The sequence below is a fragment of the Streptomyces actinomycinicus genome (genome assembly GCF_016741775.1).
In the GTDB taxonomy this organism is placed as follows: domain Bacteria; phylum Actinomycetota; class Actinomycetes; order Streptomycetales; family Streptomycetaceae; genus Streptomyces; species Streptomyces actinomycinicus.
In genome coordinates, this window is sequence record NZ_JAERRK010000029.1 from 1 (window position 1) to 23022 (window position 23022).

At 72.0% G+C, this 23022-nt stretch carries 18 protein-coding genes; 8 read left to right on the plus strand and 10 right to left on the minus strand.

Annotation, left to right across the window (positions count from 1 at the left end; all coding sequences use genetic code 11):
* Nucleotides 1-159: 159 nt before the first annotated feature.
* Nucleotides 160-1530: an NAD(P)/FAD-dependent oxidoreductase gene (locus JK359_RS35250; RefSeq protein ID WP_201843714.1), complete on the minus strand. Its 1371-nt coding sequence runs from the start codon at nt 1528-1530 to the stop codon at nt 160-162.
* A 205-nt stretch (nt 1531-1735) separates the two neighbouring features.
* The gene (locus tag JK359_RS35255; RefSeq protein ID WP_201843715.1) at nt 1736-2632 is read right to left on the minus strand and encodes a TIGR01777 family oxidoreductase; all 897 of its coding nucleotides are present in this window, start codon (nt 2630-2632) and stop codon (nt 1736-1738) included.
* 74 nt (nt 2633-2706) lie between these two features.
* Here JK359_RS35255 and JK359_RS35260 point away from each other — a divergent pair, with 74 nt between their 5' ends.
* On the plus strand, nt 2707-3195 hold the full coding sequence (locus tag JK359_RS35260) for a GNAT family N-acetyltransferase (RefSeq protein WP_201843716.1): 489 nt from the start codon (nt 2707-2709) through the stop codon (nt 3193-3195).
* 72 nt (nt 3196-3267) lie between these two features.
* On the opposite strand, the gene JK359_RS35265 is transcribed toward JK359_RS35260, so the two are convergent.
* A complete protein-coding gene (locus tag JK359_RS35265) occupies nt 3268-4452 on the minus strand; it encodes a MarP family serine protease (protein ID WP_201843717.1) in 1185 nt (394 codons plus the stop codon).
* Nucleotides 4453-4647: 195 nt separating this feature from the next.
* Between JK359_RS35265 and JK359_RS35270 the strand changes: the two genes are divergently transcribed.
* Nucleotides 4648-5550 (plus strand): peptidoglycan recognition protein family protein, encoded by a 903-nt coding sequence (locus JK359_RS35270; protein ID WP_201843718.1) that lies wholly within the window; start codon nt 4648-4650, stop codon nt 5548-5550.
* 65 nt (nt 5551-5615) lie between these two features.
* Here the strand turns inward: JK359_RS35270 and JK359_RS35275 are convergent, their stop codons facing one another.
* From JK359_RS35275 to JK359_RS35290, 4 genes are all read right to left on the minus strand, one after another.
* Complete coding sequence (locus tag JK359_RS35275; protein ID WP_201843785.1) at nt 5616-6134, minus strand: DUF4240 domain-containing protein; 519 nt, start codon at nt 6132-6134, stop codon at nt 5616-5618.
* Between the two features lie 56 nt (nt 6135-6190).
* Entirely contained in the window at nt 6191-7177 is a 987-nt protein-coding gene (locus JK359_RS35280) for a helix-turn-helix transcriptional regulator (protein ID WP_201843719.1), read from the minus strand.
* A gap of 77 nt (nt 7178-7254) precedes the next feature.
* On the minus strand, nt 7255-9957 hold the full coding sequence (gene aceE, locus JK359_RS35285; protein WP_201843720.1) for a pyruvate dehydrogenase (acetyl-transferring), homodimeric type: 2703 nt from the start codon (nt 9955-9957) through the stop codon (nt 7255-7257).
* A 273-nt stretch (nt 9958-10230) separates the two neighbouring features.
* Nucleotides 10231-10854: a GntR family transcriptional regulator gene (locus JK359_RS35290; RefSeq protein WP_201843721.1), complete on the minus strand. Its 624-nt coding sequence runs from the start codon at nt 10852-10854 to the stop codon at nt 10231-10233.
* 316 nt (nt 10855-11170) lie between these two features.
* Between JK359_RS35290 and JK359_RS35295 the strand changes: the two genes are divergently transcribed.
* The 5 genes from JK359_RS35295 to JK359_RS35315 all read left to right on the plus strand — a co-directional run bounded on the left by JK359_RS35295 (nt 11171) and on the right by JK359_RS35315 (nt 15221).
* Complete coding sequence (locus JK359_RS35295; RefSeq protein ID WP_201843786.1) at nt 11171-11560, plus strand: WXG100 family type VII secretion target; 390 nt, start codon at nt 11171-11173, stop codon at nt 11558-11560.
* Between the two features lie 75 nt (nt 11561-11635).
* On the plus strand, nt 11636-13624 hold the full coding sequence (locus JK359_RS35300; RefSeq protein WP_201843722.1) for a WXG100 family type VII secretion target: 1989 nt from the start codon (nt 11636-11638) through the stop codon (nt 13622-13624).
* An 11-nt stretch (nt 13625-13635) separates the two neighbouring features.
* Entirely contained in the window at nt 13636-14211 is a 576-nt protein-coding gene (locus JK359_RS35305) for a hypothetical protein (protein WP_201843723.1), read from the plus strand.
* Nucleotides 14212-14254: 43 nt separating this feature from the next.
* A complete protein-coding gene (locus JK359_RS35310) occupies nt 14255-14554 on the plus strand; it encodes an RNase A-like domain-containing protein (protein ID WP_201843724.1) in 300 nt (99 codons plus the stop codon).
* A 16-nt stretch (nt 14555-14570) separates the two neighbouring features.
* On the plus strand, nt 14571-15221 hold the full coding sequence (locus JK359_RS35315; protein ID WP_201843725.1) for a contact-dependent growth inhibition system immunity protein: 651 nt from the start codon (nt 14571-14573) through the stop codon (nt 15219-15221).
* 185 nt (nt 15222-15406) lie between these two features.
* On the opposite strand, the gene sucB is transcribed toward JK359_RS35315, so the two are convergent.
* From sucB to JK359_RS35330, 3 genes are all read right to left on the minus strand, one after another.
* Nucleotides 15407-17236 carry a 2-oxoglutarate dehydrogenase, E2 component, dihydrolipoamide succinyltransferase gene (sucB, locus tag JK359_RS35320; protein WP_201843726.1) on the minus strand — a complete coding sequence of 610 codons (1830 nt, stop codon included), beginning with the start codon at nt 17234-17236 and terminating at the stop codon, nt 15407-15409.
* A gap of 61 nt (nt 17237-17297) precedes the next feature.
* Nucleotides 17298-18686, minus strand: a complete 1389-nt coding sequence (lpdA, locus tag JK359_RS35325; RefSeq protein WP_201843727.1) for a dihydrolipoyl dehydrogenase — start codon at nt 18684-18686, stop codon at nt 17298-17300.
* A gap of 367 nt (nt 18687-19053) precedes the next feature.
* Nucleotides 19054-20598 (minus strand): leucyl aminopeptidase, encoded by a 1545-nt coding sequence (locus JK359_RS35330; RefSeq protein WP_201843728.1) that lies wholly within the window; start codon nt 20596-20598, stop codon nt 19054-19056.
* 343 nt (nt 20599-20941) lie between these two features.
* Here JK359_RS35330 and JK359_RS35335 point away from each other — a divergent pair, with 343 nt between their 5' ends.
* Nucleotides 20942-22981, plus strand: a complete 2040-nt coding sequence (locus JK359_RS35335) for a hypothetical protein (protein ID WP_201843729.1) — start codon at nt 20942-20944, stop codon at nt 22979-22981.
* Nucleotides 22982-23022 lie beyond the last annotated feature (41 nt).

The following is a 23022-nucleotide window of genomic DNA, read 5'->3' on the forward strand; positions in this document are numbered from 1 at the left end:
GGCCGGAGGCCGGAGTTCCCGCCGCGGCGGTGCTCAGCCGTGACGGCGGTGCTCGGCGGTGCCGTACCGGCGGGTGCGGCACCGGGGGCCGGGGTGTCCGGGGTGAGTTCGGGACCGCCGGATCACGCCGTCGTGGTTGTTCGTCGAGTGGGGGTCGGGTTATGCCGCCCTCGGGAGGGTTGCCGGGGGTTCGGCGCGGTGCATCGAGCCCGCGCCCAGGTCGGTGAGGATCGCTGCCGCCGCGCGGTGGGCGGAGTGCAGGGCGCCCTGGACCGTGCTGGTGTCCCGGTGGTCGCCGCAGACGTACAGGCCCGCCAGCAGCCGTACCGGCCGGCGCAGATCGTGCGGCGGCCGCATCGCCGGCACCGCCTCCGGCGTGTGGTGCACGGCCAGCGTCTCCCAGCGGCGCGTCGACGTGCCGTAGAGCCGTGAGAGGTGGATGCGGACGGCCGTGTCCAGGCCCTCCGGCGGCGGCCCCAGCACCGTGGACGAGATCAGCACCCGCCCGGCCGGCGCCCGGCTCGGGTCCACGTTGCTCAGCACCGCCGTGTGCGCCACCGGCCCGCCCCGGTCGGCGTCCAGCAGCAGCGACGCGCCCGTCGAGAGGGCCGCCCCCGGTTCGTCCGTGGTGTGGTGGACGACCGTCAGCGGATGGAAGTCCGGCACCCGCAGTCCCGGCAGCAGCTCCGCCGCGGCCCGCGCGTCCGTCGCCAGCAGCACCGCCCGGCACCGGATCTCCCCGTGCTCGGCGGTGGCCACCGCGGTCGTGGACACCGAGGTGACCCGTACCCCGGTGCGCACGGTTCCCGTCGGCAGCGTCCGGGCCAGCAGCTCCGGCAGCACCTCCGCACCGCCCTCCGGCACGCACAGCCGCCCGCCGGCGAAGGCGCGCAGCGCCAGGTCGGCGCAGCGGCTGGACGTGGTCAGCTCCGGGTCGCACAGCAGCGCGGCGAGCAGCGGGCGCAGAAAGCCGTCGATGGTGCGCGCCGGCACCCCGCGCAGCGCGAGCGCCTGGGCGGCCGGCATCTCCGGCCGGGCCAGGATGCGTTCGACGGGGGTCGCGGCGATCCGGCCGAGCGCGGCGCCGAGGCGGGCCTGGTCGACCGCGCCGCCCACGGGCGCCCCGGTCCGGCCGGGCGTGGCCGCCGTACCCCGGGAAGTGCCGGCGAAGGCACGCACCGCATGGAGCGCGCCCCGTGCGCCCCGCGCGCTCCCTCCGCCCGCCGGTGCGCCCGCGCGCTGGGTGCGCCCGTCACGGTGCAGCAGCACGCCGGGCGCGAACCGGCGCACGGCCAGGGCGTCCAGGCCCGGCGTCAGCCGGAGTTCGGGATACGACGTGGACAGCAACTGTCCGATGCGGTCGAGCCGGAAGCCGTCGACCTTCTCGGTCGACATGCGGCCGCCGACGCACGGGGCGGCCTCCAGGACCGCGGTGGTGACTCCTGCGCTGGTCAGCCGATGAGCCGCCGAGAGGCCGGAGATTCCGGCTCCGACGATGACGACGTCCACCTGGTACACGGGCTCAAGCACGAGGCCCCTCCTGTGGTTGCGCGGCCGGTGGAGACGTCATGCCCCCAACTGGCTCCAGGGATACCCGAGTTCGCGTCGAGGTTAGGGCCGTGATCGGTCAATAGGAGTCGCGCATCGACAGGGCACGGTCGCATAGAGGTCGCATACGGTCACTTTCGTTCGCCGGCGTTGTCAGCCGACTCACGCCGCCCTCGCTCCGCCCTGCTCACTCCGCCGCGCGGATCGCCTCGTCGATGCCCGGAAACGCGAACCGGAACCCCGAGTCCAGCAGCCGCTTGGGCACCACCCGCTGGCTGCCCAGCACATCCCCGGCCATCTCCCCGAGCACCGTGCGCAGCACCGGAGCGGGCACCGGGAACACCGTCGGCCGGTTCAGCACCCGCCCCATCGCCGCCGTGATCTCACGGTTCGTCAGCGGCTCCGGCGCCGTCAGATTGAACGGTCCGGACAGGGTGTCATCCTCGATGAGATGCCGGATCGCGGCCACCTCGTCGTGCAGCGCGATGTACGACCAGTACTGCCGCCCGTCGCCCAGCCGCCCCCCGAGGCCCGCCCGGAACAGCGGGAACAGCCGCCCCCAGGCCCCGCCGCCCCGGGCCACCACGAGCCCCGTGCGCAGGAACACCGTCCGCACCCCGGCCTCCACCGCGGGAGCCGCCGCCTCCTCCCACTCCACGCACAGCGCGGGCAGGAAACCGTCACCGGGGGGCGCGTCCTCGTCCACCACCCGGTCGCCGGTCTCGCCGTAGAAACCGATCGCGCTGCCGCTCACGAACACCCGCGGCGGCTCGGGCAGCGCGGCCACCGCCTCGGCGAGCGCGGCCGTGCCCAGCACCCGGCTGTCCCGGATCAGCCGCTTGTACTCCGGGGTCCAGCGCCGGTCGCCCACCCCGGCCCCGGCCAGGTCGACCACCACGTCACAGCCCGTCAGCCCGGCCGCGTCGACGTACTGCCGCTCGGGGTCCCAGCAGACCTCGTCCGCCCCCCGGGCCGCACGCCGCACCAGCCGCACCACCTCGTGTCCGTCCGCGGCCAGCGACCGCACCAGAGCGCTGCCGATGAGGCCGGACGCGCCGGCCACCGCGATGCGTGAACGTTCCATGCCTCCAGCATGACCGTTCAGCCGGTCGTAAACCCGGTGGGATGCCGTCCGGCGCCCGCCGTAGGGTGACCGGCATGCCGGAACCGCACATACGCCCAGCCCGCGCCGAAGACGCCGGAGAACTCGCCGTCCTCGACCGGGCCATCTGGTCCACCCTGCACGCGGTGACCCCCCGGCCGCAGCCGCCGTACCAGCCGTTCTTCGACGAACGGCACCCGCCGCAGGAGTACCTCGTCGCCGAGGGCGAGGGGCGCGTGCTCGGCTACGTCCGGCTCGCCCGATCGACGCCGCTCGCCTCCAACGCGCACGTCCTCGCCGTCCAGGGTTTCGCCGTCGCCGAGGAGGCGCGCGGGCGGGGCGTCGGGCGCGCGCTGATCCGGGCCGCCGTCACCGAGGCACGCGGCCGCGGTGCGCGGCGCCTCACCCTGCGCGTGCTCGGGCACAACACCCCCGCCCGCAGGCTGTACGAGTCCGAGGGCTTCGCCGTCGAGGGCGTGCTGCCGGGCGAGTTCCACCTCGACGGCCGGTACGTCGACGACGTCTGCATGGGCCGCAGCCTGTAGGGACGGCACGGCGCCGCCCCGCCGTCCTCCGGCCCCGCGCGTCGGCCGGCCTCGCCTCGCCGCACCCGGGCCCTAGGCGTCGACCAGCTGGCCCGTGTCCACCGGCTGCGTCGCCGTGGCACCGCGCCGGGCGTCCCCCGCCACCTCGGCCGCCGTCAGCACGTACCCCGTCTCGGCGTCCGAGGTGGAGCGGGCGAAGACCATCCCGAACACCCGGCCGTCCGTGGTCAGCAGCGGTCCGCCCGAGTTGCCCGGCCGGACCGTGGAGCGGACCGAGTAGATCTCCCGGGTGACCGTGCGGTCGTTGTAGATGTTCTGGCCGGTCGCCCGCACCCGGCTCCCGACCGTTGCCGCCTGCAGGTTCAGGGACCCGTCCTGGGGGTAGCCGGCCACCACCGCAGACTCCCCCCGCGCGGCACCGGAGTCGAACCGCAGCGCCGGCGCGGCCAGCCGCGGCACGTACAGCACCGCCACGTCCCGGTCGGGGTCGAAGAGCACCACCCGGGCCTCGTACGACCGCCCGACCCCGCCGACCCGCACGCTCGGGTGGTCGATGCCCGCCACCACGTGCGCGTTGGTCATCACGTGCCGCGACGTGTAGACGAACCCGCTGCCCTCCCGGCCCTCGCCACCCGAGGCGCCCTCGATCTTCACCGTGCTCGTCCGCGCGGCATCGGTCGCCTCGGGCGTCACGCTGTCGCCCGAGGGCCGGGCCACCCGGGCCGTCGACTCGTTCTCGAAGGGGTTGAAGACCTGCGGGAAACCCGCCTCGGTCAGCGCCGACGTCGCCCGCGAGAACCACGCGGGCGTGGTCTCGGGCATCGCCTCCTGCACCGCGCCCAGCAGCGCCGAGTTCCGTATCTCCGTCGTCAGCGTCTGCGAGGGTGACGCGCCCAGGACGCTCGCCGCCACCCAGGCCACGATCAGCACCGCGACCGAGTTCGCCGCCGCGCCGCCCATCCCGTCCGCCACCCGCAGCGGCCCCCGGTCCAGCTCCCCGCGCAGCCGCAGCGCCAGCCGGCCCGCCAGCTCGTGGCCCACCGCCGCCGGGATCAGCACCGTCAGCACAGCGAGCACCGTCGCCGCCGCCGTACCCCGCTCGACCTGGCCCGTCACCCACGGCAGCAGCCACACGCCGACCACGGCGCCGCCCACGAACCCGGCCAGGGAGACGCATCCGGCCACCAGCCCGCGGCGGTAACCGGACACCGCGTAGACCACGATCACCAGAACAAGCACCAGGTCGAGCAGGTCCACGGAGCCGCCTTTCTCTCGGACCCCTCAGTACGGACGGGACGGGCCCGCTGATCACCACGCGCACGTGGGCGCCACCGGGCCGCGGAACCGGCCACTGGGTCTGTACCCCCAGAAACGTCCCGGACCAGGACGATGGTTCCACCACCTGGCACAGCTCACATCGCGGGCACGGAACCGCACCCCGACAGTGGGACCATGCGTGTCGCCCGAAGGACCCCGCGAGGCCGGGAACGGCGTGCCCGGCGGACGCCTCGCGCCCTCCTCGTGGTGCTCGGCTGCCTGCCCGGGACGCTGGCCGTCCTCGCGCTGGCCCTGTGCACCCGTGGCATCGAGGACGCGGTCGCGCGCCGGTCCGACCGCGTCGGCGCGGCCCGGCCCGTGGCCGCCCACCGCGCCGCCCGGCCGCCCGTGGTGCCGCGCTCCGCCTGGCTGGACCGCGCCACCGCGCGCACCCAGCCACCGCCGCGCTACGACGACGAGGTGGTCGCCGTCTTCCTCCACCACACCGACTCGCCCAACGGCTACCGGTGCGCCGACGCGCCCCGCATCATCCGCCACCTGTACGCCGGCCAGACCGGAGACCGCAGCTGGGACGACATCGGATACAACTTCCTCGTCGACCGCTGCGGCACCATCTACGAGGGCCGCGCCGGCGGCATCGACCGGGCCGTCACCGGCGCCCACACCAAGGGCTTCAACCACCGCACCGCCGGCATAGCCGCCCTCGGCACCTTCACCTCCGGTGTCCCCGTCCCCCGGGCCATGACCGATGCGATCGCCGCCCTGGCCGCCTGGAAACTCGGCCTCGCCGACGTCGACCCGCGCGGTCGCGCCCGGCTCGTCTCCACCAGTGGCCTCAGCCGCTACAAGGCGGGCGCCACCGCCACGCTGCCCGTCCTCGCCGGCCACAACGAAGGCTTCTCGACCACCTGCCCCGGCGCCGCCCTCACCGCCCGCCTCCCCGAGATCCGCGAGCGGGCCGCCCTGCTGCAGGGCCGCGAGCCGGCTCCAGAGCCGCGGAAACGGGCCGAGGCCCCCCGTAAGCCGACGACGGCGGTGCACGGGACGCCGGCCGCGGTCCACCGGAAGACCGCATAGGCCGATAGGCGTACGGCCGCACCCGTACGGGCCCTGCGTCCCGCCCCGGCCCCGGTGACCCGGCGTCACGCCTTGAACCGCTCCCACAGACGGGGGTACCGCTGCGCCAGCTCCCGCTCGTTCTCCAGGTCCAGCGGCGTGCCCTCCGGCTCCGCCGGCGCGGGCGCGATGCCGAGGTCGGGGGCGACGGTCCCGGTCAGCTGCTCGTACGCCTCGTCCGCCGCGTACCCCAGCTCCTCGCCGTCGCCGTCGATCTCCTCGTCGAACTCGCCCAGCAGTTCGGCCAACGCGTCCGGCTCGTGCACGGCACCCTCGAACACCTCACGGCCCTGGCCGATCAGCCAGCACCGGAAGAAGTCGAACGCGTCGTCGCTGCACCCGTCCAGGAGCACCCAGGCGGCGCCCCACAGGTCCCAGCGGTACGCCCGGTTGTAGCGGGCCTCGAAGTGACGGGCGAAGTCCAGGACCAGCTCGGGGTCCAGCTGGAGCAGCCGCTCGAGGAGCAGGTCGGCCTGCTCCTCGGGATCGCCCCCGGCGGCCGCGCGGGTGGCGTCGATCAGCTCCCAGAACTCCGTCTCGTCCATCACGGCACCAGCATCGGGCCTCGGCCGGTGGGCCGCACGCGGAGTACCGCGGATCGTTACCCGGCGTCCGGGCGGCGGTACAGGGCCGCGATCCGGGCCGCGTCCGCCGCGAACCGCTGCCGCAGACCGGCCGGCGACAGCACCTCGGCCTCCGCTCCGAGCGCCGTCAGCTGGGTGTGGGCGACCTCCTCCGACTCCACCGGCAGGGTCACCGTCACCCACCCCTCGCCGTCCGGGGCGCCCATGTCCGCCAGTGCCTCCCGCGCGGAGAGCGGGTCCACCGCGTGCGGCAGCCCGCGCACGCCCTCCGGGGACAGCCGTACGACCACCTCGGCGCGCAGGATCGACCGGGCGAACCGTTCGGCCTGGCCGGCCCAGTGCCCGGGCAGGTCGAAGCCCGGATCGCGCTCGAACCGCTCGTCCAGGGCGTCGACGGTGTCGAACCGGTCGATCCGGTACGTCCGGAAGGCGTCGCTTCCGGCCACCCGCGCGCACAGGTACCAGACCCCTGCCTTCAGCACGAGGCCGTACGGTTCCAGCTGCCGCTCGACGGCGCCGTCCCCGCGCCGGTAGACCACGCCGATCCGCCGGTCGTCCCAGACCGCCTCGGCGAGCGCGGGCAGCAGGGCGGGCGTCTGCGGTTCCCGGAACCAGGCGGGAGCGTCCAGGTGGAACCGCTGGGCCGCGCTGTCCGGGGCGTCCCGCAGCGAGGGCAGCAGCGCCGCCGACACCTTCAGCCGGGCCGCCGACGCCGCGTCCTCCAGGCCCATCTGCCGGAGCGCTCCCGGGACCCCGCTCAGGAACAGCGCCTCGGCCTCGCTCCTGGCCAGCCCGGTGAGCCGCGTCCGGTACCCCCCGATCAGCCGGTACCCGCCGGCCCGCCCGCGGTCGGCGTACACCGGCACTCCCGCCTCCGACAGCGCCTGGGCGTCCCGGGTCACGGTCCGCTCGGACACCTCCAGCTCCCGGGCCAGCTCGGCGGCGGTCATGGCCGACCGGGACTGCAGGAGGAGAACCATCTTGATGAGCCGAGCCGCGCGCATGCCCTCATGATGCCGGGGCCGACGACGGGAAAGGGGTACGGCAGCGGCCGTACCCCTTTCCCATGACCCGGGTGTGACTACAGCCCGTACTTCTCGCGGGCTTCCTTCACCGCCGTCGCCTTGACCTCGCCGCGCTTGGCGAGCTGGGCCAGGGCCGCGACGACGATCGACTGGGCGTCGACGCCGAAGTGGCGGCGGGCGGCCTCACGGGTGTCGGAGAGACCGAAGCCGTCGGCACCCAGCGAGGACCAGTCCTGCTCGACCCACTGCGCGATCTGGTCCGGGACCTGGCGCATGTAGTCGGAGACCGCGAGGACCGGGCCCTCGGCACCCTGCAGGGCCTGGCGGACGTACGGCACGCGCTCCTCGCCGCGCAGCAGCGCCGCGTCGGCCTCCAGCGCGTCCCGGCGCAGCTCGGTCCAGGAGGTGGCCGACCAGACGTCGGACGCCACGCCCCACTCCTCGGCCAGCAGCTTCTGCGCCTCGAGCGTCCAGTGGATCGCCGTGCCGGAGCCCAGCAGCTGGATGCGCGGGGCGTTGGCGGCCACGGTGACCCCCGCCGACTCCGCCGTGTTGAAGCGGTACAGGCCCTTGACGATGCCCTCGTCGATGCCGAGGCCGGCGGGCTTGGCCGGCTGCGGCAGCGGCTCGTTGTAGACCGTCAGGTAGTAGAAGACGTTCTGGTCCTCGCCCGGCTTGGCCTCGCCGTACATCCGGCGCAGACCCTCACGGACGATCACCGCGATCTCGTAGGCGAACGCGGGGTCGTACGTCAGCGCGGCCGGGTTGGTCGCGGCGATGACCGGGGAGTGGCCGTCGGCGTGCTGCAGGCCCTCGCCGGTGAGGGTCGTACGGCCGGCCGTGGCGCCGACTAGGAAGCCGCGGCCGAGCTGGTCGCCGAGCTGCCACATCTGGTCGGCCGTGCGCTGCCAGCCGAACATCGAGTAGAAGATGTAGAACGGGATCATCGCCTCGCCGTGCGTCGCGTACGCGGTGGACGCGGCGATGAAGTCGGCCATCGAACCGGCCTCGGTGATCCCCTCGTTGAGGATCTGGCCGTTCTCGGCCTCCTTGTAGTACATCAGCTGGTCGCGGTCGACCGGCTCGTACGTCTGGCCCTTAGGGGAATAGATGCCCAGCGAGGGGAACAGGCTCTCCATGCCGAAGGTGCGCGCCTCGTCGGGGACGATCGGCACCCAGCGCTTGCCGGTCTCCTTCTCGCGGACCAGGTCCTTGACCAGGCGGACGAAGGCCATGGTGGTGGCCACGTTCTGCGAGCCGGAGCCCTTGTCGAAGGAGGCGAAGGCCTTCTCGGCGGGGGCCGGCAGCGGGGCCAGCGCGTGCGTGCGGCGGGCCGGGGCGGGGCCGCCGAGGGCCGCGCGGCGCTCCTGGAGGTAACGGACCTCGGGGGAGTCGGCGCCCGGGTGGCCGTAGGGCACCACGCCGTCGACGAAGTCGCTGTCCTTGATCGGCAGGCCGAGCAGGTCCCGCATCGTCTTGAACTCGTCCACCGTCAGCTTCTTCATCTGGTGGTTGGCGTTCTTCGACGCGAAGCCCTCGCCCAGGGTGTGGCCCTTGACCGTCTGGGCCAGGATCACGGTCGGCGCGCCCTTGTGCTCGACGGCGGCCTTGTACGCGGCGTAGACCTTGCGGGCCTCGTGACCACCGCGGGAGAGGTGGAAGCACTCGAGGATCTTGTCGTCGCTCAGCAGCTTCGCCATCTCGGCGAGCGCCGGGTCCTTGCCGAAGAAGTCCTCGCGGATGTAGGCGGCGCCGCGGGTCTGGTACGTCTGGATCTGCGCGTCCGGTACCTCGCGCAGCCGGCGTACGAGCGCGCCGGTGGTGTCGAGCTGGAACAGCTCGTCCCAGGCCGTGCCCCACAGCGTCTTGATGACGTTCCAGCCGGCGCCGCGGAACTGGGCCTCCAGCTCCTGCACGATCTTGAAGTTGGCGCGGACCGGGCCGTCGAGGCGCTGCAGGTTGCAGTTGATGACGAAGGTGAGGTTGTCCAGCTCCTCACGCGCGGCGAGCGCGATGGCCGCCGTCGACTCCGGCTCGTCCATCTCGCCGTCGCCGAGGAAGGCCCAGACGTGGGACGCGGAGACGTCCTTGATGGAGCGGTTGGTGAGGTACCGGTTGAAGCGCGCCTGGTAGATCGCCGACAGCGGGCCGAGGCCCATGGAGACGGTCGGGAACTCCCACAGCCAGGGCAGGCGGCGCGGGTGCGGGTACGACGGCAGGCCGTTGCCGCCGGACTCCTGGCGGAAGTTGTCGAGGTGCGCCTCGTTCAGGCGGCCGTCGAGGAAGGCCCGGGCGTAGATACCGGGGGAGGCGTGGCCCTGGATGTACAGCTGGTCGCCGGAGCCGTCGGCCTCCTTGCCCTTGAAGAAGTGGTTGAAGCCGGTCTCGTACAGCCAGGCCGCGGAGGCGAAGGTGGCGATGTGGCCGCCGACGCCGTACTTCGAGCCGCGGGTCACCATGGCGGCCGCGTTCCAGCGGTTCCACGCCGTGATCCGGGCCTCCATCTCCGGGTCACCGGGCAGGCCCGGCTCCGCGGAGGTGGGGATGGTGTTGACGTAGTCCGTCTCGAGGAGCTTCGGCAGCGCGATGCCGCCCGCCTCGGCGCGCTCCAGCGTGCGCCGCATCAGGTATGCGGCGCGGTGCGGCCCGGCCTCGCGGGCGACGGCGTCCAGGGAGGCCTGCCATTCGGCGGTCTCCTCCGGGTCGCGGTCGGGGAGCTGGTCGAGCGCGCTCGGCTGGATGGCGTGGGGGTCGGTCATGTCGCCGCCTTCCTCAGTCGAAGGGGGTTCCCTCATCGGTAAGGGTTCGGGGGGTGCCCTTGGTCTTTGGCAGGACAGGGCAGGCGGACTCTGGTGGAAGTCCGTCGGTGACTGTAACCCCCTGATCGATGATCGATCAAAGGGTTGAGGCCCAAAACTTCTCGATTGCAAGAAAGTAGGCACCCGGTGCCTACGGTCATGGCACCGGGTGACGTTGAAAGGCCTTGTTTTCGCAGGTGGGGCGGCGTATGAGCGGGGGTGCGCTCGGCTGCGTCAGGCGCGCGGAGCGCACCCGAGGACGTGCGCCTTCACCAGCTCGGCGATCCGGGGATCCCGCCGCTTGAAGGCCTGCACCAGCTCCTCGTGCTCCTCCGCGTACGACTGCTGGACCGTGCCCAGCCAGCGGATCGACAGCGCCGTGAAGACCTCGATGCCGAGCCCCTCCCACGTGTGCAGCAGCACCGAGTTGCGGGCCGCGCGGACCAGCTCGCGGTGGAAGCCGACCGTGTGGCGCACCTGGGCGGTGCCGTCGGCCCTGCGGTCGGCCTCGTACAGTGCCAGCACGTGCGGCTCCAGCGCCGAGCAGTCCTCGGCGAGCCGCTCGGCCGCCAGCTCGGCGGCGATGGCCTCCAGGCCGGCCCGGACGGGGTAGCTCTCCTCCAGGTCCGCCGCGGTCAGGTTGCGAACCCGGACGCCCTTGTTCGGCGCGGACTCGATCAGCCGCAGCGACTCCAGCTCCCGCAGTGCCTCCCGGACCGGGGTCTGGCTGACCTCCAGCTCGGTGGCGATCCGTCGCTCCACGATCCGCTCACCCGGCTGCCAGCGCCCGCTGACGATCCCCTCCACGATGTGCTCGCGGATCTGTTCGCGCAGCGAGTGGACGACGGGCGCGGTCATGGGGGCTCCTCGGCAGTGCGGACCCGGCGGGTCGGCGGGACCCTTAGACAATACGGCCGCGGTCCCGGACGGAAGGAGTGCGGTCGCTCTCACCACAGGTGATGCCTGTTACAGAGCAGTGCCCGCCCGGCCCCGAAACCATTCCACCCGGCCGGCCCGGCCCCTCCCGGGGCAGGAGGCCAACGCCGCGGCTCGCCGGGGGCCTTGGGGCCGTCGCCCGATCGGTTAACCATGAACCTCCCGAACCGGCCGTCGATTAGGTTGGACGCCGAGGCGCGGCGGACAGCCGGGACGGAGCGGAACGGGGGGGGGCGTGATGGGCCGGGAAAACGACCTGGCGGCCAGCGACGAGGATCTGACCGGACTGGCCGACGACCTCGGCACCATGCAGGAGCACCTGATCAGCCAGGTCGGACGCATGGACCGGCTCGTCGACGAGATCGAGCAGGGCTGGCACGGGCCCGCGGCCGTCGAGTACCGCAAGCTCCACCGCTCGGTCGCCGAGGATGCCGTCCGTATGCGCGAGGTCATGCAGAAGCTCGAAGAGGCCGTACGGCTGAGCCGGGACGGGTTCACCGCGACGGAGCTCGACGTACTGGCGCGCCTGCGCGCCGTCCACGTCGACGTGGACGCCGAGGTGGATCAGCTGTCCACGCCTGCCGAGGTCCCGACGACGCGCCCGCGCAGCGGGCTCGACCAGCTGTGACACCAAGCTCAGTCAGCGAACGACGCGATTCAGGGCGCCGGGGCCGGTGCCGGCGCCCGGAACGGGGAATGCGGTATGCAGGGCGGCAGCGCTGAAGAGGACTACATAGCGGTCTCCTTCGGCACGTTGGAACATCTGACCGTCGAGCTCGACGACATCCTCAAGCAGCTCGACGGTCAATTGGAAAACCTCTACACACGCCTGGTGCCTGTCGTCACCTCCTGGCAGGGCGAGGCCCGGGAGGTGTTCCTCAAGGAGCTCGACAAGTGGGATAAGTCGGCGAGGGACCTGCAGGCTGCCCAGATGGGGCGGCGCCTGATGGCCGGGCGGCGGCCCACCGACGAGGAGCGAAAGAAGGAACGGGCCGAGGCCAGGCCCCGTTCACCCAGGACGAGCGGCGGCGGCTTCGACGTCCAGCCGCCTCATCTCTTCTACACGTCGCTCGTGGTGCGCGACGGACAGTTCGACTACGACAAGGGCGCCACGGCGCTGGTCGAGGCGCTGAACGAGTACAGCCAGTCGGCGGGGGCCGGACGGGGTGCGGACGCCTTCGCGGCGGCGTACAAGTCGGTCACCGAGAAGTTCCTGGAACTCTGGGCGAAGAGCGTGGTCAGTGTGGGCGGGGTCGCCGTCGGCCTGACACACACGGCGAACAAGTACGTACAGGCCGACTGGCAGGCACGCCGGATGTACGGCCCGCCACCCGTCGAGAAGGCGCCACCTGTCGTCATCGAGAAGCCACCCAGGTATGGCCCGGTCAACGACATCAAGTGGTCCGGTACCGGCGAGGACGCGGACTCCTCGGAGATCGCCGGCATCCTCGGGGAGATCCCCGACTTCCTCGCCGACGTGATCCGGCCGGCCGTCGAGCACGGTCTCAGGCTCGGCAAGATGCACGAGATCACGCCGGGATGCCGGGACGCGGAGTTCAAGGGCATGGCCACAGCCTGGGGCGCGGCCGAGAAGGCCGCCAAGGGCGCGTCCAGTGACTTCAACAGTGCCATCAAGTTCATCGCCAACAACAAAGGCAACGACGAGTGGCAGGGCGCGATGAAGGCGTTCTGCCAGACGATCTGGGGCACCACCGAGTGGGGCCGGACCCTGGATCCCCAGGGCAACCGGGTCTCCATCGGCCGCGAATGGAAGACGGACCGGAACGTCGTGCCCGCGAAGCGCCGGCCCATTATCGACGTCCTCCACGAGACCGCGGCCAAGGTCCGGAAACAGCTGGACGAGCTGGCCGGGGTGGCTGTCACGACCAGAGAGACCACCACCCGGCTCGGCAAGGAGGCGGCCGAGGCAACGGTCAAGGACCTGACCACGGGCCTCGACCTGTTCGAGATGACGCGGCTTGCGGCGACCATGGCCTTCGGCGAGATCGTCATGACGTTCCGCTCGCACATGGACAAGGCGGCCGCGGACGCGGCGGTCGAGAAGTATCACCAGGCGTTCAGCGACGCAGCCGCCGAACTGAAGGGGCTGGAGCACGAGCTGGGCGAGGCGCTTCTCAGCGTGCCCACGTTCGTGGCGGAGGAGGCCCGCGCGGAGGGGTACGGAGCACGCTCCCTCAACGACTTCAAGAAGGAACACAGCTGGCAGCGGCCGGAGAGTCCGTTTCCGTACAAGTACAGCCTCGATCTGGCGACCGAGGAGGAACTGTACGGGGGACACAGCATCGACAAGCATGTCGGGCTGACCGACCTGCAGCTGACGCAGCGGTTGAGGGACCAGTCGACCGGGACCGGTGTGCCGCAGATTCCTGCTGCTTCGTCCTTCACCGACCTCGAATCGGCGCAGAATTATACGCAGTACAATATTCGATGCAATTCGGCAGAGATTGACAGGTGGCTCAAACGCCCTCCGAAACTGGGTGCTACAGAGGAGTTCTCGGTGGGGACGGTCGACACCGGGAATCATGCGATTCCGGTCGTGACCGGGCGTACGGCACAGGTGGTGGACGATCACCCGACGTCGCCCAAGGACGCCCACGGGGTCCTCACGGTGCTCAAGTACGAGCCGAGCCTGGACCCGCCCTTCGTCGTTTATACGTCCATGCCCGAGTGATGAGTGAGTAGGTGATGATGGCCGAGCTTGATGAGCGGTCGTGGGCCGAGGCGATCGGAATGTACGCGCGCCGGTACACCATCGCGAAGGTGACGCGCAGAGAGCACGAGGACTGGGCGCTGGATGTTCACACCCTGATGCGGGGTGCCTCGCCGGACGCACGCGGCTGGCGCGTGAACGACCCCCTCGCGGACGAGTTGGAAAGGCTGGACGATCCGTTCTACCCCTTTGTGGAGCTGCCCGCCGACCCCGAGAAGGCGGATGCTCTCAAGTCCCGTGTGTATGAGATTCCGCGCTCTTCCGTCAAAAAGTTTCTTGTAGCCCTTTCCACGCTGTGGCTCGATGTCGAGAGAACTCCGGACTTCGAGGAACGCAGGGTGGATCTGGAGGGGAAGGCCGATGTCATCCTCTCGCGTTTCCCTGAAGGCTCCCACTTCTATGCCAACACCGGGCGGGACAGCGCAAACAAGGACTACTACAAGCGGATTTCCGGCTGCAACCCAATCTCCCGGCATGTCTGGGATCTCGGCGTGTTCCTTGTCTCCGAGACGGAGGTCGGAATGGTCTGGTCCTTCCACGCGTGGTGATCCGACCGACTCGATCCGCAGCCCATCGCCCTGAAGGAGCCCCGTGCGCACCCGCACCGCCACCTACCCCGACCGGGAAACCGCCCAGTGGGCGACCCAGCACGTGGTCACCCGCAACGAACAGGTCATCCACCGCTGGCTGGCCCAGTCAACCCGGCGGCGGCTGACGATCGAGGCGGCCTGGCCGTCCCGGCAGGACCCCGTCGGCAGGGTGCTGCTGCAAGCCATGATGCTGGCCGGGCGTGGAGCCGTCGACGTACGGGCCGCCCGCGTCGTGCTACGCCGAGAGCCGTCCGCCACGCTCGGGTTCGCCGTGCACGCCAGCTTCCCCGTCTACCTGTGAAGGCAAGGATCCGAACGTGGCGCTGACCCCCCTCGAACACGACCGCGCATACGGCGAGCTGGACCAGGTCCTGCGCGCCTACGTCGGCCAGCCCGCCGACGACACCGAGGAGAGGCCGAGCGCGGCACTCACCGCTTATCTGCGGCACACCTGGCACACCCGCCCCTGGGCGCTCGCCGCCGCCGAGAGCCAGCTGCGGGAGTACGCGCGTACCCCGCCGGGGCGGCTGAGGGTCCGGCTCGGCGAGTTCTACGCCCTGCCGGACGTGGGACTGGCCGACGCGGAGATCCTGGACTGGCTGACGGTGCTCGCCGACCACATCCGGCGCAGCGTCGAGGAAGGGCGGGTCCCGACCCCCGCGACGCCGCGGACGCACTGGGAGTGGCATGCCGGGTTCCCCGAACTCGGGCAGTTCCTCGGCGGCTGGTTCTCGCAGGACATGCCCGACGAGTTCGACGGGCACGACGCGGCGGTGGACGACTACGGCGCGACGACCGACCGGCAGCTCGTCGCGCGACTGGTGGGGGAGATCCGGGAACTGCTGGCCCTGGGGCTCGAGGAGAGCGAGTACGCCGTCGGTGCCGCCGAACTGGGCATGGAGGTCGAGGCCCCGGACCGGCTCGCCGTGAGCGGCTGGCTCGCACTGGTGGCGGCGCGCCTCGCCTAGCGGCGCGCCTCGCCTAGCGGTGCGCCTCGCCTAGCGGTGCGCCTCGCCTAGCGGTGCGCCTCGCCCAGCGGTGCGCCTCGCCTAGCGGTGCGCCTCGCCCAGCGGTGCCCGGCTCGCAACGGGCGGAGCCCCCGGCCGGAGAGTGACTCCGGACGGGGGCTCCGTCGTACAGCCTGATCAGGAGATCAGAGGCCGAGCTCGACCTCGAACTCGCCCGCCTCCAGGATCGCCTTGACCGCCGTCAGGTAACGGGCCGCGTCGGCGCCGTCGACCAGGCGGTGGTCGTAGGAGAGGGTCAGGTAGGTCATGTCGCGGACGCCGATGACCGTGCCCTCCTCGGTCTCGATGACGGCCGGGCGCTTGACCGTGGCACCGATGCCGAGGATCGCGACCTGGCCCGGCGGCACGATGATCGTGTCGAACAGCGCGCCGCGCGAACCGGTGTTGGAGATGGTGAAGGTCGCGCCCGCCAGCTCGTCCGGGGTGATCTTGTTGCCGCGGACCTTGCCGGCCAGGTCGGCCGTGGCCTTGGCGATACCCGCGATGTTGAGGTCGCCGGCGTTCTTGATGACCGGGGTCATCAGGCCCTTCTCGGAGTCCACCGCGATACCGACGTTCTCGGTGTCGAAGTAGGTGATGGTCCCCTCGGCCTCGTTGATCTTGGCGTTGATGACCGGGTGGGCCTTCAGCGCCTGCGCGGCGGCCTTGACGAAGAACGGCATCGGGGAGAGCTTGACGCCCTCGCGGGCCGCGAAGGAGTCCTTCGCCTTGGCACGCAGCTTCATCAGGCGGGTGACGTCGACCTCGACGACCGACGACAGCTGGGCCTGCTCGTGCAGCGCCTTGACCATGTTGTCGCCGATGACCTTGCGGATGCGAGGCATCTTGACGGTCTGGCCGCGCAGCGGGGAGACCTCCAGCGCCGGGGCCTTCTTGGCCGGAGCGGCGGCCGCGGCCGGAGCCGGGGCAGCGGCGGCGGACTTCGCGGCCTCGGCGGCGGCGATGACGTCCTGCTTGCGGATACGGCCGCCGACGCCGGTGCCCTTGACGGTGGCCAGGTCGACGCCGTTCTCGGCGGCGAGCTTGCGCACCAGCGGGGTCACGTACGCGCCCTCGTCGGTCGCCTGGGTGGCGGTCGGGGAGGTCGGCGCGGTGGCCGGGGTGACCGGGGCCGGGGCGGGCGCCGGAGCCGGTGCTGCGGCGACGGGCGCCGAGGCCGGGGCGGGTGCCGGGGCCGGGGCGGGTGCCGGGGCGGGGGCGGGTGCCGGGGCGGCCGGAGCCGCGGGGGCGGCCGGGGCCGGGGCGGGCGCCGGAGCCGGTGCGGCGGCGGGAGCCGGGGCGGCCGGGGCCGGAGCGGCGGCCGGAGCCGCGCCCGCGGCGCCGATGACGGCGAGCTTGGCGCCGACCTCGGCGGTCTCGTCCTCGTTCACCACGATCTCGAGCAGCACGCCGGAGGTGGGCGCCGGGATCTCGGTGTCGACCTTGTCCGTGGAGACCTCGAGCAGCGGCTCGTCGGCCTCGACGGAGTCGCCCACCGACTTGAGCCAGCGGGTGACGGTGCCCTCGGTGACGGACTCACCGAGCGCGGGCAGGACCACGTCCGTGCCCTCGGCGCCACCGGCCGGGGCAGCCTCGGCGGCGGGGGCCGGAGCCGGGGCGGCCGGGGCCTCGGCGACCGGTGCGGGAGCCGGCTCGGCGGCCGGAGCCGGAGCGGCCTCGGCGGCGGGGGCCGGAGCGGCCTCGGCGGCGGGGGCCGGGGCGGCAGCGGGCGCACCCGTGCCGTCGTCGATCACGGCCAGCTCGGCGCCGACCTCGACGGTCTCGTCCTCGGCGACCTTGATGGAAGCCAGCACGCCGGCGGCCGGCGAGGGGATCTCGGTGTCGACCTTGTCCGTCGAGACCTCGAGCAGCGGCTCGTCGGCCTCGACGCGCTCGCCCTCGGCCTTCAGCCAGCGGGTGACAGTGCCCTCGGTGACGCTCTCACCGAGCGCCGGAAGGGTTACGGAAACCGCCATGGTTTCGGTTGCTCCTAACGAATTGCGGAAGTCTGTGTCGTCGCGCCCGTTGACCGAAGGCTCAGTCGTGGGAGTGCAGCGGCTTGCCGGCCAGCGCCAGGTGGGCCTCGCCGAGCGCCTCGTTCTGCGTCGGGTGGGCGTGGATGAGCTGGGCGACCTCGGCCGGCAGCGCCTCCCAGTTGTAGATCAGCTGGGCCTCGCCGACCTGCTCGCCCATGCGGTCGCCGACCATGTGGACGCCGACGACGGCACCGTCCTTGACCTGGACGAGCTTGATCTCGCCCGCGGTCTTCAGGATCTTGCTCTTTCCGTTGCCCGCCAGGTTGTACTTCAGAGCGACGACCTTGTCCGCGCCGTAGATCTCCTTGGCCTTGGCCTCGGTGATACCGACGGAGGCGACCTCCGGGTGGCAGTACGTCACCCGCGGGACACCGTCGTAGTCGATCGGGACGGTCTTCAGACCGGCCAGACGCTCCGCCACCAGGATGCCCTCGGCGAAGCCGACGTGCGCGAGCTGGAGCGTCGGGACGAGGTCACCGACGGCGGAGATGGTCGGAACGTTGGTGCGCATGTACTCGTCGACGAGGACGTAGCCGCGGTCCATGGCGACCCCGGCCTCCTCGTAGCCCAGGCCCTGCGAGACCGGGCCGCGGCCGACGGCGACGAGGAGGACCTCGGCCTCGAACTCCTTGCCGTCCGCCAGGGTGACCTTCACACCGTCCTGGGTGTACTCGGCCTTCTGGAAGAAGGTGCCCAGGTTGAACTTGATGCCGCGCTTGCGGAAAGCGCGCTCGAGGAGCTTCGAGCTGTTCTCGTCCTCGACCGGGACGAGGTGCTTCAGGCCCTCGATGACCGTGACGTCGGAGCCGAAGGACTTCCACGCCGAGGCGAACTCGACGCCGATGACACCGCCGCCCAGGATGATCGCGGACTTCGGCACGCGGTCCAGGACGAGGGCGTGGTCGGAGGAGATGATGCGGTTGCCGTCGATCTCCAGGCCGGGCAGCGACTTCGGCACGGAGCCGGTCGCCAGCAGGATGTGGCGGCCCTGGATGCGCTGGCCGTTCACGTCCACGGAGGTGGGGGAGGACAGACGCCCCGTGCCCTCGATGTACGTCACCTTCCGGGACGCGATGAGCCCCTGCAGACCCTTGTACAGGCCCGAGATCACGTCGTCCTTGTACTTGTGGACGGCCGGGACGTCGATGCCCTCGAAGGTGGCCTTGACGCCGAACTGCTCGCTCTCGCGGGCCTGGTCCGCGATCTCACCCGCGTGCAGCAGGGCCTTGGTGGGGATGCAACCCCGGTGCAGGCAGGTGCCGCCGACCTTGTCCTTCTCGATCAGGGCGACGTCAAGGCCCAGCTGCGCCCCGCGCAGGGCCGCAGCGTAGCCACCGCTGCCACCGCCGAGGATCACTAGGTCGAAAACGGTGCTGGCGTCGTTCGCCACGTCACGTCCTCCATGCATGTGCGCCTTGCGCCGATCTCCAGTGACCGGCGGGCGGCTGGTGTCCGGCCGCTTGATGCTTCGGCCCTTCGGTGGGGCCCTGTCCTGCCGGGCTCCATCTTTGCACTTGTTCGAGGCGGACGAGACGCGGGGCCTGAGTGTGAGACAGCCCACTGAAGCGCCCGGAGGGGCGCGGGGGCCGCGTCCGGTACGCGGCTGCGCCGCGCGGCCGTGAGCGGCCCAGCCGCGGTCCACCTGCGCGGAGGGCCGCCGGCGGAAGCCGGCTCAGGGGCGCGGGGAGCTGCGCGAACAGCCCCCCACGCCCCTGCAGCCGCCGTGCCACGGCAGGGGCCGGGCCCTGAGGCGGACGTCAGCCCAGGTCACCCGCGGCGGTCAGCTCCGCCAGCCGTACCAGCGTGCGCACCGCCGACCCCGTGCCACCCTTCGGCGTGTACCCGAACGGGCCGCCCTCGTTGAACGCCGGACCCGCGATGTCGAGGTGTGCCCAGGTGATCCCCTCGCCCACGAACTCGCGCAGGAACAGACCGGCGACCAGGCCGCCGCCCCACCGCTCGCCCATGTTCGCGATGTCGGCCACGGACGAGTCCATGCCCTTGCGCAGGTGTTCCGGCAGCGGCATCGGCCACGCCGGCTCGCCGACCTCCTCGGCCGCCTCGTAGACCGCGGAGCGGAACGCGTCGTCGTTGGCCATGACACCGAACGTCCGGCTGCCCAGCGCCAGCATCATCGCGCCGGTCAGCGTGGCGACGTCCACGATCGCGTCCGGGTTCTCCTGCGAGGCCGCCCACAGCGCGTCGGCGAGGACCAGCCGGCCCTCGGCGTCGGTGTTGAGCACCTCGACGGTCTTGCCGCTGTACATGCGCAGCACGTCACCCGGGCGGACCGCGGAGCCGGAGGGCATGTTCTCGGCCAGCGCCAGCCAGCCGGTGACGTTGACCTCGAGACCCAGGCGCGCGGCGGCGACGACGGCGGCGAACACGGCGGCCGCACCGCTCATGTCGCACTTCATCGTCTCGTTGTGACCGGCCGGCTTCAGCGAGATGCCGCCCGAGTCGTAGGTGATGCCCTTGCCGACGAAGGCCAGGTGCTTCTCGGCCGCCGGGTGCGTGTACGTCAGCTTGACCAGGCGCGGGGTCGCGGCCGAGCCGCCGCCGACGCCGAGGATGCCGCCGTAGCCGCCCTTGACCAGAGCCTTGTCGTCGAGCACCTGCACCTTGATGCCGTGCTCCTTGCCCGCGGTCTGCGCGATGCCGGCGAAGGCGGCGGGGGTGAGGTCGTTCGGCGGCATGTTGATCAGGTCACGGGCGCGGTTCAGCTCCTCGGAGACCGCGAGCGCGCGGGCGACCGCACCCTTGTGGGCGGCATCGCGCGGCTTGCCGCCGAGCACCGCGGCCTCGGCCAGCGGTGCCTTGCCGTTCTTGGCCTTGGCGCCCTGCGCCTGCCGGCCGTTCTCCTTGTAGGCGTCGAAGGAGTACGCGCCGAGCAGCACGCCCTCGCTGATCGCGCCGACGGCGCCGGGGCTGTCGATCGGCAGCGCGAACGCGGCCTTCCGGGAGCCGGCGAGCGCACGGGCGGCCAGACCGGCCGCCTTGCGCAGCGCCTCGGCGTCGTAGCCGGCGTCCTCGTCCTTGCCGCCGGGCTCCGCGCCCAGGCCGACCGCCACCACGAGCGGGGCCTTGAAGCCCGCCGGCGCGGGCAGCTTCGTCAGCTCGCCCTCGGCACCCGAGGCGCCGAGGGTCTCCAGGACGCCGGCCAGCTTGCCGTCGTACGCGTTGTCCACGGCCTCGGCGCCGGGTGCGACGACGGGGCCCTTGGCGCCCTTGGCGACACCGATCACGATCGCGTCGGCCCGCAGGCCGGGCGCCGCGGCGGTGCTGAGAGTCAGAGCAGTCACGGTGGTGAAATCTCGCTTCCGATGTGAAGTTGCAGTGGCCGAAATGGGGTGGGTCGACCGGGCCCGAGAGCCGACCCTAGGTCCAGGCCTGGGGACAGGTGGCAACCGGGGCCTTCACCCTGTCGGCGAACACCCGGGACGAGCCTACGCGCGTGCGTCCGTTCGCTCATTCCTTCGGGTGTTCACCTGCGCGTGGCGTCGTCTCCACTTCTCCCTCCTCCACTCCAGTGACCTGAGCCACACTCGTCGGGTTCCGGTGAGGTGTCGACCCGCCGGTTCGCATGATTTCCACAGATCCCCCGCGGATTCTCCGCGGGGGGTCCTCTGGGGGGAGGAACCTTTCATGTCCCACCGCGCACACCACCGCTGGAGAGCGGCCGGTGTCACCGCCACCGCCGCCGGGATGATCACACTGGGGCTCGCCGTGCCGGGCGCCTCGGCGGCGACCGAACCACGGATCGACCTCCGGGTGCTGGTCGTCGACGACGGCGTGGGCCCCGTCGGCGCGATCACCGCCCAGCTGAAGAGCGAGGGCATCCCGTACACCACCGTCGACCTGGACGACTCGGGGCGGCCCACGATCACCCCGGCCTTCCTGAGCGACACCGTCGGCGGCCGGCCGCGGGCGAAGTTCCAGGGCGTCGTCCTGCCGAACGAGGCCCCGTTCGGCGCGGGTTCGGCCGAGCAGACGGCCCTGGAGGCGTACGAGAAGACCTACGGCATCCCGCAGCTCGACGCCTACACCTGGGCCCATCCCGAGGTCGGGCTCGACTACACCGACGCCGGCGGCTACGCCGGTCCGCTCGACGGGCGCGAGGCGAGCGTCACCGCGGCCGGCAAGGCGGGCCCCTTCGGCTATCTGCGGGGCGCCTTCTCCTTCGAGGACAACTCGTCCTCCGTGGACGAGAGTTACGGCTTCGTCGCACAGCCGCGCACCGGGTTCACCAGCTACGTCGACACCCCCGTGCCCGGCGGCACCGGCACCGGCAGCCTGCTCGGCGAGTACACCCACGACGGCCGCCGCGAGCTGGTGGTGACCTTCGCCTACAACCAGTACCAGCAGCAGTTCCGGGTGCTGGCCCGCGGCATGGTCGAGTGGCTGACCCAGGGCGTGCACCTCGGCCAGGCCCGCAACTACTTCGCCGTGCACGTCGACGACGTCTTCGCGCCGGACGCCCGCTGGGACACCGAGCGCAACTGCACACCCGGCGACATCGACTGCGCGGGCGGCGGCGAGGACACGGGGACGCCGATCCGCATGACGGCGGCCGACGCCCAGTACGCGGCCTCCTGGCAGCAGAGCCACGGCCTCACCCTGGACATGGTGTTCAACGCGGGCGCCGGCGAGGAGTGGAAGGAGGAGAACGGCGGCACGGACGCGCTGACCGACCAGCTGCTGAAGGACAAGGCCGCGTACCGCTGGGTCAACCACACCTACACCCACCTGTTCCTCGGCTGCGTCCAGGACACCACGACGGTGCCGTGGAGCTGCGCGAAGAACGCCGACGGCTCGACGCGGTGGGTGAGCCGCTCCGACATCTCCGGGGAGATCTCGGACAACTACGACTGGGCGCTCCTGCACGGCCTCCCCGTCGACCGCGGCGAGCTGGTCACCGGCGAGCACTCCGGTCTGAAGACGCTGCCGCAGCAGCCCCAGGACAACCCGAACCTCGGCCCGGCGCTGGCCGCCAACGGCGTGAAGTGGACCGCCTCGGACAACTCCCGCGAGTCCGAGCAGCGGACCGTGGGCAGCAGCACGCTCACCGTGCCGCGCTACCCGATGAACGTCTACTACAACGCCGGCACCAAGACCGAGATGGCCGACGAGTACAACTGGATCTACACCGCCAAGGCGGACGGCGGCAGCGGCATCTGCGAGGACAACCCGGCCTCCACCTGCCTGCCCGAGCCGCTGGACACGGCCACCGGTTACACCGGCCACATCGTCCCGGCCGAGGCGCACACCGACCTCGGGCACGTGCTGAGCAACGACCCGCGCCCGCACTACGCCCACCAGTCCAACCTGGCCGAGGACCGCATCCTCTACCCGGTCCTGGACCGCGTGCTGGCCGACTACCGGGCCCTGTTCGCGGACAACGCCCCGATCGTCAACCTGCGGCAGAGCGCCATCGGCGCCGAGCTGCAGAACCGGGCGAAGTGGCAGACCGCGCTCGACAACGGCAGGGTCACCGCCTACCGGATCGGCAAGACCGTGACCGTCACCGCACCGTCCGGCACCCAGATCCCGGTGACCGCGCCGGAGGGGACCCGGCAGCAGCAGGTGCTGGGCACGACGGCCTTCGGCACGGCCTACGCCGGCGAGCGCTCCGCGTGGGCGACCCCGGGCCTGCTCCAGACGGCCCTCACGCTGAAACTGCCGTAGCCCGACTCCTTCCCGGGGCGTTCCTTCCGGGGGCGCCCCCG

What these genes read in the sequence shown, in the direction of transcription:
- JK359_RS35255 (WP_201843715.1), bottom strand. Translation starts at nt 2,632, where the DNA reads ATGGAACGTTCACGCATCGCGGTGGCCGGCGCGTCCGGCCTCATCGGC.
- JK359_RS35260 (WP_201843716.1), top strand. Translation starts at nt 2,707, where the DNA reads ATGCCGGAACCGCACATACGCCCAGCCCGCGCCGAAGACGCCGGAGAA.
- JK359_RS35270 (WP_201843718.1), top strand. Translation starts at nt 4,648, where the DNA reads ATGCGTGTCGCCCGAAGGACCCCGCGAGGCCGGGAACGGCGTGCCCGG.
- JK359_RS35275 (WP_201843785.1), bottom strand. Translation starts at nt 6,134, where the DNA reads ATGGACGAGACGGAGTTCTGGGAGCTGATCGACGCCACCCGCGCGGCC.
- JK359_RS35280 (WP_201843719.1), bottom strand. Translation starts at nt 7,177, where the DNA reads ATGCGCGCGGCTCGGCTCATCAAGATGGTTCTCCTCCTGCAGTCCCGG.
- aceE (WP_201843720.1), bottom strand. Translation starts at nt 9,957, where the DNA reads ATGACCGACCCCCACGCCATCCAGCCGAGCGCGCTCGACCAGCTCCCC.
- JK359_RS35290 (WP_201843721.1), bottom strand. Translation starts at nt 10,854, where the DNA reads ATGACCGCGCCCGTCGTCCACTCGCTGCGCGAACAGATCCGCGAGCAC.
- JK359_RS35295 (WP_201843786.1), top strand. Translation starts at nt 11,171, where the DNA reads ATGGGCCGGGAAAACGACCTGGCGGCCAGCGACGAGGATCTGACCGGA.
- JK359_RS35300 (WP_201843722.1), top strand. Translation starts at nt 11,636, where the DNA reads ATGCAGGGCGGCAGCGCTGAAGAGGACTACATAGCGGTCTCCTTCGGC.
- sucB (WP_201843726.1), bottom strand. Translation starts at nt 17,236, where the DNA reads ATGGCGGTTTCCGTAACCCTTCCGGCGCTCGGTGAGAGCGTCACCGAG.
- JK359_RS35335 (WP_201843729.1), top strand. Translation starts at nt 20,942, where the DNA reads ATGTCCCACCGCGCACACCACCGCTGGAGAGCGGCCGGTGTCACCGCC.